This is a genomic window from Streptomyces crystallinus (assembly GCF_039521265.1).
Lineage (GTDB): Bacteria > Actinomycetota > Actinomycetes > Streptomycetales > Streptomycetaceae > Streptomyces > Streptomyces crystallinus.
Window position 1 is genome coordinate 305,452 of the sequence record NZ_BAAACA010000034.1, and the last position, 12,488, is coordinate 317,939.

A 12,488-nucleotide genomic window follows, 5' to 3' on the forward strand; every position below is an offset into this window, starting at 1 on the left:
TACCAGGCCCGTCCCTCCACTGACACCGAGGAGTCCCCGGCACCATGAGCGCTCCCGAGCAGAGCGGGGGCCGCTTTGGATCGCACCTCCACGAGGACGCCTCCCCCACCTCCGACGCCTCACCCGCACCGCACCGGCAGCCCGCGCCCGCGACGCTGCCGATGCACCCGGGCGGCGACGCCGCCGACGTCCTGCCGTCATCGACAGAAGCCACCGTCCCCGCACCGCGTCCTGGGCACGCACCGACCCCGACCCCGACCGCCCACCAGGACAGCGCCGCAACAGTCGGCAGGCTGGCCGCCACCGTGGAGCGGCTGCGGGCGGAAGTCCAGGCCGCACGCGCCGCCGTCGACGGCCGGGCCCTGGTCGAACTCGCCAAAGGCATCATGATCGAACGCCTGCACTGCGGCCCCGCACAGGCCGCCCGGCAGCTCACCGAGCTGGCGGAGCAGGCAGACATCTCCGAGCTGGAACTCGCCGCCGACATCATCAACGAGGCCGCCCGCGACCAAGTCGCCCAGGTCGCCGCCGACTTCGTACAGCGCGCCACCACCTCCGCCCCACAGGACGGCTCCGCCTCCGTGGCCGTACGACTGAGGACAGCGGAGAGCGCGGCACTGGCCGCCGACGACACCCAGGCGGTCGCACAGTCCCTGCTCCAACACGCGCTGGCCCCTCTGGACGCCGTAGCCGTGGCGGTATGGACAGCGGGCCGCGACGGCTCCCTGGCCCTCAGCGGCCATGCCGGCTTCACCAGGGAAGAGGCCGACCGCTGGCGCTACGTCCCGCCCGGTGTGGCCACCGTCGCCCGCCAGGCCCTCACGAGCCGCCGTACCGTCCACCTCGAAACCGTCGGCACCCTGCCCTCCATCGGCCAGTCCGGCTGCCCCCAGGGCGGTCGTATCGCCATCTGCGCCGGCACCGGCGGGCGTATCCACGGCGTCCTGGAAATCTGCTGGCCACACCCCCTCCCGCCGCTCCCCCAGGCAGTCGAACGGCAACTCGAAGCACTGGCCGAGCTGTGCGGCCACACCCTGGAGAGCCGCCCCGCACCCTCGCCGTCACCCCACTCCCCCGGCGACGACCCCGCCGCAGCCGAACTCGTCGACCTGTCCGACGCGCTGCACGACCCCGCCCTCGTCCTCACCCCCCACCTGGACACCGACGGCAACCTCATCGACTTCCGCATCCACCACGCCAACCTCCACTTCCAGGATCCGGCCGGACGCCCGCGCAGCAGCCTCAACGGCACACTGCTGCTGGAGACCTACCCCCTGTCCGTCGGCGCCGGCGACCTCTACCACCACCTGGAGCGCGTCTACGCCACCGGCGAGCCGCTCCCGGTGCGGCGGACAGCGCTGACCACCCTGGTCGACGAAGTCCCCCTCCAGGTCGTCGCCGACATCAGCGTCAGCCGCCTCGGCAACTGCCTGCTGATGATCTGGCGCGTCGAGGACGAAACCGCCCGCCTGGCCAGCCTGCTCCAGCACGCCCAACGCCTGGGCCGCATCGGTGGTTTCGAGGAGGACCTCACCACCGGCGAGATCACCTGGAACAGCACCCTCTACGCCCTGCACGGACGCCCCCTCTCCGAGGGCCCCGTCGCTCTCAAGGACCTGGCCGCGCACGCCCACCGCGACGACGCCAACGCGATCGGCCGGTTCCTGCGGACCGTCCTGCTCCACCGACGCTCCGCCAACGTCGCCTTCCGCCTCCAGCGCGCCGACGGCGTCACCCGCCACATCCGCATCGTCGCCGAACCCGTACTGGACAGCGAAGGACACCTCTGGCGCCTCCGAGGCGCCTACCAGGACATCTCCGCCCAGCACTGGACCGAGGTCGCACTCGCAGCCACCCGGGACCAACTCGCCCAGACCGCACAGGAAGCCGCCGAACGCAACCGGCTCACCCTTCAGCTCCAGCACGCGATCATGCCGCCCACCCACGGCCCGCTCCAGGTCCGCGGCCTCCAGGTGGCCGTGCGCTACCGGCCCGCCGAGTCCGAAGCACTCGTCGGCGGCGACTGGTACGACGCCGTCGTGCTGCCCTCCGAACAGGTCCTCCTGTGCGTCGGCGACATCGCCGGCCACGGCATCGACGCGGCCACCGGCATGGTGGTCCTGCGCAACGCGTTGCGCGGTCTGGCCATGACGGGTGCCGGACCAGCACAACTGCTGTCCTGGCTCAACAACGTCGCCCACCACCTGACCGACCAGGTCACCGCCACCGCCGTCTGCGCCCTGTACGACCCGGCTACCCGAATCCTGCGGTGGGCCCGCGCCGGGCACCTTCCCCCGGTCCTGGTCCGCACCGACCAGGCGAGCGCCCTCCCTCTCACCGGAGGCCTCCTGCTGGGGGCGCTGCCCGAGGCGGACTACGAAGAGGACGAGGTGCAACTGCAGCCCGGGGACACGCTGCTGATGTACACGGACGGCCTCGTCGAGCGGCGTGACACCGCCATGCACGAATCCCTCACCCAGCTACTGACCAACGCCCAGACCCCGGTCGACAGCCTCGACCAGCGCCTCGACCACCTCCTGACGTACAGCAAGTCCGACACCGACGACGACACCTGCCTGATCGGCATCGAAGTCCTCACCGAGCCACTGGACTGAACTTCCCGGACCGGCCGCCGCCGGACTCAAGCGCCCGACGTCGGCGCCTCACAACGGCGGGATGTCCGCCTGTCGAGGAGTGGTCAGGCTGCTGTACGTCTGCGGTACAGGCAGAGCGCGGTGCCCAGGGCGATGGCGGTGCCTCCCACGCCGAGCTGCCAGCGTGTAGCGGCATCAAGTCCGGTTTCTGCCAGGGCTCCTGTGGGGTCGTCAGCTGGACGGCCGACGCCGCCGGAGGCCGCGCCCTCAGCCGTGGCCGGATCGGCTTCCGGTGCCTGCGGCTGGCCATCGGTACCGGTTTGGCCTGCTTCTGTCCCGGCCGTTCCGCCCGGGCTTCCTGCCCCGGCCTCAGCACCGGGATCCGTCGGCTGTTCGCTGCCGGGGTCCCCCGGCCCGTCGTCGCCGGGATCAGTGGGATCCTGGCCGCCGGGATCGGTCGGTTCCTCGGTGCCCGGATCGGTGGGTTCCCCGCCCCCGGGGTCGCCCGGTTCGGTCGCGCGGGTGATGCGGGACTCGTACCAGGGTGAGTCGTAGCTGATGCCGTCGGATGCGCCTATGTGGAAGCCGACCAGAGGTGCGTCGGCATGGAACCGCAGGCGTATGGACACTTCAGTCGTACCGGCGGGCACCGCGAGTGCATAGTGCGCGGTACTGCCGCCGAACGCCGGGTCCAGGTCCTGCCATTCGCTCGCCCCGCGCACCTGCACGTCGACGTGTTGGGAGTTCAGTTCCGCTGCGCCATCGACGATCATGAACGTCACTTCGCGGGCGCCTTCCGAGGGCTGGGCGTCGACTGCGAGGGTGAGTTCCTGCCACGGCCCGCCCGCCGTGAACGCCTGGGGCACTCCGCGCACGGAGACGGTAACGCCCTCATCAGCGTCGTCCCCGCCGCCTGCCCGCTCGTTCTTGCCTTCCGGCTCGCGCTCCTCCTTGCCGTCGTCTGACGACGGCTCAGGGAGTGTGAGGGCTGTGGGTGGGCTGCCGACCGCCAGGGCAGGGGCGGCGCCCAGTACGGCAGTGGGGGCCATCACGCCGGCCGCGACGACCAGGACTGTTCTTCTGAAATGCACTGTGCTCTCAGTTCCGTGAAATGATCACTGACGAACCCACTCTCACGTGAACATCTCCACCGCAACAGCCCAGAGCGCCTTATCAACCCATAAGGCACTTCTATGGGTACGGGCACTGGCGCTGCTGCCCAGCTGGCCGTCGAGGCAGTAGCGGCAGGGCGGCGCCGAATACCCGGTGGGCAGCTACGGCGGATACACCGCCGGGGGAAGTCCGGCAAGGACAACGCCGGTGGGGCAACACCGGCGTGTCCTCGCGGATGGCGAGGATGGTTGGCCGCACCCGACCCACGTCCAGGTGGAGTGGGAGGGGTGTTGCGGGGGTCATCCGCTGGGTGCGGTGCCGTCGTCCTCGTACCCCTAGACAACCTGACGCGGCACGGGCGGAACAGGAAATTCCACCCGCAAGAATGTGATCGCACGGACTTCTGCGGGTTGGTGGTGCTGTGATCCCGTGCACCGCCGCCGTCGACCGGACCGCCTTCGAACTCGTGGTGCTCCCGCTGGGACGGCCGCCCCACCGCCCGGCGCCTCAAGTGGTCCAGCCGATCTGCTGATCGGTCTTAATCAAGTGCGAGAGTCCCGGTCCGGGTGATACAAGGTCCGCGTGACTGATCATCTCTACTTCCCCACCCTGCTGCGGATGATTGACGAGCGTTCCGCCGCGTTCCGCGCCGCCGTCGCCGCGGCGCCCAGCCTCGACGCCGACGTCCCGTCCTGCCCGGGCTGGACGCTGTACGACCTGGCGAACCACCTCAGTGAGGGGGACCGCTTCTGGGCCCACATCGTGCTGAACACCGCGCCGGGCGACGAGCGGCCGACCAAGGACGGGCGGGCAGCGCCCAGGGAGCGCGAGGCCCTCATCACCTGGCTGGCCGACTCGACGGAGCAACTTCTCACCGCGCTGCGCGAGGCCGGTCCGGACCGGAGCTGCTGGGCCTGGTGGGAGCCGTTGGCCTCGCCGCACACCGTGGCCGCCGTGGCCCGCCGCCGCGTCCCGGAATCGCTGATCCACACGTACGACGCCCAGCTGGCCTCCGGTACCCCGCAGGAGCTGCCGACGACCGAGGCGGTCGACGCCATCGAGGAGTTCCTCGCCACCGTCTGCACCGTCACGGTCCCGTGGCCGGGCGAGCCCGCCACCATGGACTACCACGCAGCCGGGGCCGGCTCCTGGCGCCAGACGGTGGACGCCGCCGGTTCCCGCTTCACCCGCCTCACCGCGGCGGAGGCCCCCGAGAGCAAGCCCACCGCCGCCATCTACGGCACGGCGAGCGAGATGGCCCTGCTCATGTACATGCGCATCCCGGCCGACTCGCTGCGGATCGAGGGCGACGCCGGCCTGCTCCAGCGGCTGCAGGACTGGGGCTGAGGCCTGGGACGTTCGGCGGGCGGATCACTTGAGGCGCCGGGCGGTGGGCGGCCGTTCTCACGCGACAGGGCGGCCCGTAGCGGTCCTAGCTGACTGCGGTAGCCCCGCTGGTGGTTGGTCCGGAGCGCGGAAACGCCTCCGGCTGGCGGCCGGAGGCAGTTCCGCTCGGGCAGGTTCGCTGGCGGCGGTCAACTCACGTCGAGGGCGTTCAGCATCGCGTCTTCGAGGTGGAGGGCGGCGTTGCGGTGGCCGAGGGCATTGGGGTGCACCAGAGAGATCTGAGGGTCACCGCCATCGGGAAGGGTGATGAGCCCCTCCACCCACTTGGCGTCGTCACAAACGCTGTGGCCCTGGGAGGAAGCGTAGAGGTCGACGTAGCTGGCCGCTTCCTGCGTGCCGGTCGAGTCCTCGATCTTCTTGTTGAGAGGTTCCAGGACGGCCTTGCGCAGCCAGGTCAGGTCGCCCTGGGTGATCGTGCCGAACTTTGTCGGGTCGCCGTAGTGGCAGGTGGAAGTGTCCTCGGGGATGACCGTGGGGTAGCCGACGGTGAGGATCTTCGCCTTCGGGCCGCGCTCGTGGAGCACGGTGAGCATCCGGTCGTATTCCGTACGCACCTTCTTCAGCTGGAGCGGGATGCCGGCGGCCAGGGCGTCCTTGCACGGGGTGCCCGCGCCCTCGCTTTCGGCGCCCAGCTTCATGCACTTGTCGAGGAGGCCGGCGAACCCGAGGGTGTTTCCGCCCACGCCGACGGTGACGACGTCGGTGTCGGAGTCCACCGCCTCGGACTGGGGCGGAACCGCCGGGAAGGGGTAGTCCGGGTCCTCGATGTACGGCGGGAAGTGGCGGCCGATCGGGTGCTGGGGCGTGTCGGTGACGTTCGCGATGGTGGCCGCGCCGCAGCTGACGTTCTTCAAGTCGAAGAGACCGTAGAGGTCGTAGTCGATGACCTGGGGGTAGGACTTGTCGGTGCGCTCGCAGCCGTCGCGCGGGTAGTCGATGGGGTCGCCCGCGGCCCGGATGACCCCGGCGGTGTAGGAGTCACCCAGGGCGACCCACTGGAAGTCTGCCGCCGCGGCGGCGGACTGGGCTCCGGCGAACTGCGCGGGTAGCAGAGCGCCTGCGGCGAGAGCTGCGGCTGAGCCGAGCAGGGCCAGACGAGTACGGAAACGTGCCACGAATCCTCCAGGGATGCGGTTTTGGCGTCGCTTTGACCGTAAGAGGGTCATCACTGTGTGCACTAGATCGAATGCGGACAGTAGTGACTCGGTTGCTGGGTGCACCTGTGTGGGGGACGTGGGGTTCGGCGTGCCGACCGAGTGCGCTCAGTTCGTGACCGAAGTTGCACGGTACTTGCTGCCAATGGAGAGGTTCTTGACCAAACGAGTAACCCCGATCCGAGGTGCACGTTCGCGGCTACTGTCTTGTTTCCGATCACCGGCAGGCTCGACCGCTGGTCGGCGGACGTAAGGGCATGGTCGACGCACCGCGCCCTGCTTTCTCCGATCGAGCCGATGTTTGCCGAGGCCTGGCGGGAACTGCCGCCTGACGCCGTGGAGGGCCACGCTCTCGGTGAAGTGACTGTTCGTGCACGACCCCTGTGTGCCGTCAGCGGATCCCCGTCGCCAGATCCGGACAGGGCAGTGCGCCCGGGCGTCCTACCGTTTCGTGGAAATCGGAGCTGTGGAGGCGTATATGGACGGCTATCGCGGTGCACGGTCGGCTGTGATCGTGGGTGCGGGTGTGGCGGGTCTGACGGCGGCCACCGCCCTGGCACGGGGCGGGTGGCAGGTGGAGGTCGTCGAGGTCGATCCGCCGGGGACGACTGCTGGCTGGGGGTTGTGCCTGACCGGTCCTTCGCTGCGCGCGCTGGACGAACTGGGCCTTGCCGAGACGTGTCTGGCCGCCGGGTACGGGATGAGCTCGATCACCCACATCGATGTGAACGGCAAGCCCGCCGGTACGGTCGAGCTGCCGCGCCTCCTGCCGCGGCGGCCGGCGATGGCGGGTATCGCCCGACCCGTCCTGCATCGGATCCTGTCCGCGGAAGCCGCTCGGCGCGGCGTCGTGGTGCGCCATGGAGTGACCGTCACCGCGGTGGCGCAGGAGGGCGAGCGGGTGCGGATGCGGCTGTCGGACGGGGCGGTCCGCACCGTCGCGCTGCTGGTGGGCGCGGATGGGATCCGCTCGTCGGTGCGCGGTCTGCTCGGCCTGGGGGCCTCGCTCGACTTCGACGGGCAGATGGTCTGGCGGGCTGTGGTGCCCCGGCCGCAGTGGGCCACCGGGATCCACCAGTTCGCCGGCAAGCCCCACACCACCGGTCTCGTGCCTCTTTCGGACACGCAGGCGTACGTGTTCTTGACGGAGAACGCAGCCGAGCCGAACGCCCTGCCCGATGCCGAACTCGCCCCGCGTCTGCGGCGACTGCTCCGCGACTTCCCCGGCCGGGTCCAGGAACTCCGTTCCCTGATAGCGGGGTCGGAATCGGTGGTGCGCCGCCCGGTCCTGACCGGGCTCGTGCAGGGCGACTGGTATCGGGGCGGCGCCGTGGTGATCGGGGATGCCGCGCATGCTCCGGCACCGCAGATGGCCAGCGGTGCTGCCCTGGCCATCGAGGACGGTCTCGTTCTGGCCCGGGAGCTGGAGCGGCACGAGTCAATCGGCGCGGGGCTCACGGCGTTCGTGCGCCGAAGGGCTCAGCGGTGCCGCACGTTGGTGGAGACGTCGGAGGCGATCGTCGGCTTGGAGCAGGCGCAGCGCCATCAGGAGGCCTATCCGCTGATGGACTCCTGCCACAGGCTCATGGCCGAGCCCGTGTAGCGGTCCGGTACGCAAGCCACCGCGATGACCTGCCGGCGGCGGGGCGCGTGAGGAGGCAGTGGCGTACGGCTCGATGTGTACGGTCGTGACGGATCCCGCGACCGCAGCGGCTGACAATGGGCTCTGACGGAGGAGGGCCCTCATCGTGTCGACGCCACTGCGCAACCATCTCATCACCAGATCGGCCAACCCCGCCGATCTGCTCAACGCCACCACCCGCCTGTTCGGCGGGTCCATCGTCCCCTCGCCCCTGGGGGAGCTGCGCGGCGGCGTTCACGAACTGCGCGGCCTGGCCGCACCCGACTTCGCGGTGGGCTACTTCGCGACGCCACAGGGAGTGCGCGTCGCCCCGGCGCAGGGACGCGACCGAGGCTCCTACCTGGTCAACATCGGGCTCTCCGGTGCCCTCTCGGCGACATGTGGCGGCCGACGGGCGACGCTCGACACCTTCACGGCGGGAGTGGTCAACCCCGGAGACACTCAGGAACTGCGGCCCCTGGGCAGCGGCCGGACGCGTTTCGTGGGCCTGCGGATCAGCCGGGCCCTGGTCGAGGAGGAGTTCGCGGCGCTGACCGGGCATCGGCCCATGTCCGCCGTGCGGTTCGACTTCGCGCTCGATCTGACCACACGCCAAGGGCGCTCCGTACGACTGCAGGCCGGTGCCTTCCTTGAACAACTGGACGCGAAAGAACTGCTGTTCCCACACACGGAGTTATCACGCAGCCAGCTGCGCTGCCTCGTCACCGCGCTGCTCCTGGCACAGCCGCACTCACACACCGCCGAGCTGTACAACGGTCCGCGCCCCGGCCACCCGCGCCCGCTACGGGCGGCCGTCGCGTATATCGAAGCGAACCTCGCCGAGCACCTGAGCCTCGCCGGCATCGCCGCCGCCGCAGGTTGCAGCACGCGGACACTCAGCTCCGCCTTCCGCACCGGACTCGGCCTCACGCCCATGTCGTACGTTCGTAACCTGCGGCTCGACCGCATCCGTGAAGACATCCTTGCCACCGGCGACCCGGTGGGCGCGATCGCCTACCGCTGGGGCGTCACACATCTGGGCCGCTTCGCCGGCGCATACCGTGACCGCTTCGCCGAACTGCCTTCCGGCACTGCGGCCCGCAGGTGACGGTGCCCCATACTCAGGCGGCAGAATGAGGCGACCCTCGGCGTACCGCGCTGACGTTCCGCCATCAGCGTTCCGGGCACACCGGTTGGGTCGGGGCCCCTCGAATACTGCTGCGCGCATGCTGGTTACGCGCTGCGCGGGCGCGGCAGGTCAGGTCTGGCACTGGGAGGTGGCGGCGCTGGACCAGTTGCTCCAGGCACCTCCCGCCGGCCGGACGTGGACGCGGACGGTGATCTTCGCGTTGACGACGAAGCAGACCCGGGTGGAGCTGGCGATTTCGATGGGGCCCACGGTCGAGCGGCGCTGGACGAGGGTGCGGCCGCTCCCCATCTTCATCCAGTCGTCGCCGTCGCCGGCGACATGGAGGAAGGCTTCGTACTCCACGTAGGAGGCGCGGGCGCGGGTGTTGGTGATGACGGTGTGGGCCTTGATGTCGCGGAAGAAGATCTTTCCTTCCTTGAACTTCTCGGCGCTGATGCAGCCGTTGGCGGCGACGCCCTGGGTGGAGACGGAGCCGCCGCAGGCGACGGCGGCGGCGTGGGCGTCGGCGGTGGGGATGAGGACGGCGAGGGCGGTGGCGGCGGTGAGGGCTGCGGTCTGTCGCAGGCGCATGGAGTACCCCTTGTCTGTCACGGGTCCGAGGCTATCCAGGAGCGGGGCGCAAACGCGTCATCTCCACGAATCCTGTGTCCTGGCCCCAGCGCAACGCTCCTTCTGACCGTGCGGGGGTTACGACTCATCACGCCCAGCCGCCCGGCGACCGACGCCCTGCCGGGACGCCCCACCCCTGCAGATAGTCCCTCAGCTTGCCCCCCCACCCGCTACGACGTCGGACGAGACTTCGCCACCAGCGAGCCGTACGCCCGACCCACGCACCACAACCAAGGAGCCAAGCCCGGCGCACTGGCGAGACGACTCGTCCGATGTCTAATCCGGGGCGCGAAGCCGTCCCCGGATCTGGCATGCTGGCTCCGTGAACAACAAACTCCGAAAGGACGATGCCGCGTAACCGGCCGTCCCAAGTCCGCGCCTCCGGACGTCACCCGAGGCGGCAGACTCAGGAAACACGAGCTACTGGGTTGCCGCGTGGCTCCGGCAAGCTCGTCGGAGCGGTTTCCCGTCTCGAACACGATCGACTCTGGCCTGGGGCGATAGCCCAGGCCTTGCGGCAGTGGTCACGAACAGCCCACCGCCCCAGCCGTGCTCTCTCCGGTGGTTGCGGTTGCCCTATGTGCAACCCCTTCTACACAACCGACGAGCGGGCAGTTCTGGAAGCAGCCATGCACGCTCTGCCGCCACAGGCGGCGCGTGAACTGCGGCGTATGGTGCAACCGCTCGACGACCTCTACATCGCCAAAACCTGGCCCGACCCCTTCGCCTCACCCGACGACGGATGGTGGGCAAGACGCTGTTGGGGGTAGTCCAACGTCGATCGCTGACCCAGCACCGCTGCCGGGTGCGGCGTCGACGCGATACCGACACATCGGCCCGTGCATCACCGATGACCGTAGCGGGACCGCCCGCGGCGTGCACCTGCCGCTGGCCTCCCGTGGGGCGGCCACATCGGAAGAGGGTGACTGAAAATTGTTGCCTGGCCTGTCGGTGCTGCCGCAGGGTCGCGCAGTGACCGCGAGGGGGGCACGCTTCAGGGGGCCGATATTGAACGCGTTCAAATTGCCTGGCAGTATGGGGCTGACGCGGCCGGTGAACAGGCGAGCCGCGCTGTCGCGCCGCGCTCTGAGAGGTCCTGGCTGTGAGGTATGAACGGTCCGCCAACCGGATGGTGTGGGCCTCTTCGGTGGTCTTGCTCCTGGAGGCGGCGCTCACTCTGGTGGTGACGGTCGTCTACAACCAGACCAGGGAGTCACCCAACGTCGGCGGCAACTACGCGCTCGGGTTGCTTGCTGCGCCCTGCGCCGCGGTGGCAGGTGCGGTGCTGGCCGCTGCCGTGTCGGGAGCCATCGTGCTCCCCGTGGTCCGGGTGAGTGGCGCGCTGGGACGGAAGTTCAGCGGCCGCGAGAGGTGGTGGTGGGCGCCGCTCGTGATGGCTGCTGTGCTCGCCGTCCTGTGGCTGGCGGCCGCCGTCGGCGGAGCCGTCCCGTGGTCGTTGTGTGCGGTGCTGTGGGGGGTCGTGACCAGTGCCGCCCTCGCTCTCCCGGCATGGGCCACGGGGTCGCGGTGCGTGAGACGGACCGGCGCGGTGGCGGGCTGGGGCGCGCTGTTCGTGATCGGCGTCGGAGTCTTGGGCTGCGTGGCGTTGCGGCTGAACCTTCTCCAGACGTACCGGCCGCCGACGCTCTCCCCTGCCGCACTGGTCGGGACGTGGTCGGACAACGAGGGCGCGACGCTGAGGTTCGCCGCGGACGGCAAGGTCACCGCGACGGGCGTCAAAGAACACCGCGAGGAGAACTTCAACACCACCGTGAAGCCGTGCACCGGCAAGGGCACATGGACCTTCGACGAGGGCGAGAACTCCTGGACGCAGGAAGTCCATGTCACCCTGCCTGACTGCTCGTGGCCGGCCTGGAACATTGGTGGTACGCAGGAGCAGCCGACCCTCTACCAGTACATCGGCGACCCGGACTCCTGGGACCTGTACACACTCAAAAAGAGGTAGAACGCTTCCCCTGGGCACATGATTCATGAACTCCACCACGGCGGGAGCCGAAGCCGGCCTGGCCAGGGTACTGGCGTTCGGCGCTGAGCTGGGCGACATCAGCGGCTGGGCTCCGTCCCGACCTGGGCTTACCGCTGCTGGTGGTAGCGCATGCACTGCCCGCTCGCGTATACCGTCGGCTCATCCCCGAACCAGGCCTGCTGGAGGGAAAGTTCGATGCCGTGGTCCTTCGTGCTGATCCCGGGCAGGCCCGGCTTGCCGGGGCGGTCCCACGGCTCCTCGTCCGTGACCGTCAGCCCCTTCGCTTTCCAGTCGGCACGCAGGTGCGCGACGGCGGTGAGGTAATCGGCGCGGGTCGCATAGTGCAGAGTCCAGCTGTAGCGCGGCTCGCCGCGCGTCACGTCGTCCTTGTCGAAGCCGAAGTCGTCGACGCAGGACGTACTGGACTCCTCGCGCGCCGCCGCCTCCGGTCTGGCGCCGGGCCCGGTCCCCGCCAGCTGTGCGGTGGGCAGCAGCCGCGCGACCGTGTCCACCCCGGCCTGCTTGGTACGCGCGGCATGCGCGCTGTAGTCCGCCTCCGAATAGACCCGGCCCGCACCCACTTGGCAGGCACTGGTCCCCAGCACGACCAGCAGCAGAGGAAACGCCATGACGGCAGAGCGGCGGACACGGCGCGACAGGCAAAACGAATCGATCGGCATGCAGTCGATCAAAGCCCCTGAGCAGCTGGGGCGGCAGCGCACACCTACTCATCCGGCTCTGAGTACGTCCTCTGCCTCGCCCACCTCCCACCATGTGAAGCGCGCTTCACAGTGCAGTCCGACTCAGCGGAGAATGGGCGCATGCCGACCATCGCTCCGGGCCAGGTCCGTGC

At 69.7% G+C, this 12,488-nt stretch carries 9 protein-coding genes; 5 read left to right on the top strand and 4 right to left on the bottom strand.

Features of this window, described 5'->3' with window-relative positions; translation table 11 throughout:
- Positions 1–44 precede the first annotated feature (44 nt).
- Positions 45–2,615, top strand: a complete 2,571-nt coding sequence (locus ABD236_RS24080; RefSeq protein WP_344076639.1) for a SpoIIE family protein phosphatase — start codon at positions 45–47, stop codon at positions 2,613–2,615.
- Between the two features lie 83 nt (positions 2,616–2,698).
- Here the strand turns inward: ABD236_RS24080 and ABD236_RS24085 are convergent, their stop codons facing one another.
- Complete coding sequence (locus tag ABD236_RS24085) at positions 2,699–3,685, bottom strand: hypothetical protein (protein ID WP_344076641.1); 987 nt, start codon at positions 3,683–3,685, stop codon at positions 2,699–2,701.
- A 604-nt stretch (positions 3,686–4,289) separates the two neighbouring features.
- Here ABD236_RS24085 and ABD236_RS24090 point away from each other — a divergent pair.
- Positions 4,290–5,054, top strand: coding sequence for a maleylpyruvate isomerase family mycothiol-dependent enzyme (locus ABD236_RS24090; protein WP_344076643.1), 765 nt, complete (start codon positions 4,290–4,292; stop codon positions 5,052–5,054).
- A gap of 188 nt (positions 5,055–5,242) precedes the next feature.
- Here the strand turns inward: ABD236_RS24090 and ABD236_RS24095 are convergent, their stop codons facing one another.
- Positions 5,243–6,229 carry an SGNH/GDSL hydrolase family protein gene (locus ABD236_RS24095; RefSeq protein ID WP_344076645.1) on the bottom strand — a complete coding sequence of 329 codons (987 nt, stop codon included), beginning with the start codon at positions 6,227–6,229 and terminating at the stop codon, positions 5,243–5,245.
- A gap of 490 nt (positions 6,230–6,719) precedes the next feature.
- Between ABD236_RS24095 and ABD236_RS24100 the strand changes: the two genes are divergently transcribed.
- Both ABD236_RS24100 and ABD236_RS24105 read left to right on the top strand, forming a co-directional pair.
- Positions 6,720–7,871 (top strand): FAD-dependent oxidoreductase, encoded by a 1,152-nt coding sequence (locus ABD236_RS24100; RefSeq protein ID WP_344076647.1) that lies wholly within the window; start codon positions 6,720–6,722, stop codon positions 7,869–7,871.
- A gap of 145 nt (positions 7,872–8,016) precedes the next feature.
- Positions 8,017–8,997 carry a helix-turn-helix transcriptional regulator gene (locus ABD236_RS24105; protein ID WP_344076649.1) on the top strand — a complete coding sequence of 327 codons (981 nt, stop codon included), beginning with the start codon at positions 8,017–8,019 and terminating at the stop codon, positions 8,995–8,997.
- A 150-nt stretch (positions 8,998–9,147) separates the two neighbouring features.
- Here the strand turns inward: ABD236_RS24105 and ABD236_RS24110 are convergent, their stop codons facing one another.
- Positions 9,148–9,609, bottom strand: a complete 462-nt coding sequence (locus tag ABD236_RS24110; RefSeq protein WP_344076651.1) for a hypothetical protein — start codon at positions 9,607–9,609, stop codon at positions 9,148–9,150.
- Between the two features lie 1,141 nt (positions 9,610–10,750).
- Here ABD236_RS24110 and ABD236_RS24115 point away from each other — a divergent pair.
- Positions 10,751–11,614: a hypothetical protein gene (locus tag ABD236_RS24115; RefSeq protein ID WP_344076653.1), complete on the top strand. Its 864-nt coding sequence runs from the start codon at positions 10,751–10,753 to the stop codon at positions 11,612–11,614.
- Positions 11,615–11,742: 128 nt separating this feature from the next.
- Here the strand turns inward: ABD236_RS24115 and ABD236_RS24120 are convergent, their stop codons facing one another.
- Positions 11,743–12,264, bottom strand: coding sequence for a hypothetical protein (locus ABD236_RS24120; protein ID WP_344076655.1), 522 nt, complete (start codon positions 12,262–12,264; stop codon positions 11,743–11,745).
- Positions 12,265–12,488 lie beyond the last annotated feature (224 nt).

Coding starts and splice junctions, on each gene's coding strand:
- ABD236_RS24120 (WP_344076655.1), bottom strand. CDS start 12,264: ATGGCGTTTCCTCTGCTGCTGGTCGTGCTGGGGACCAGTGCCTGCCAA.
- ABD236_RS24080 (WP_344076639.1), top strand. CDS start 45: ATGAGCGCTCCCGAGCAGAGCGGGGGCCGCTTTGGATCGCACCTCCAC.
- ABD236_RS24110 (WP_344076651.1), bottom strand. CDS start 9,609: ATGCGCCTGCGACAGACCGCAGCCCTCACCGCCGCCACCGCCCTCGCC.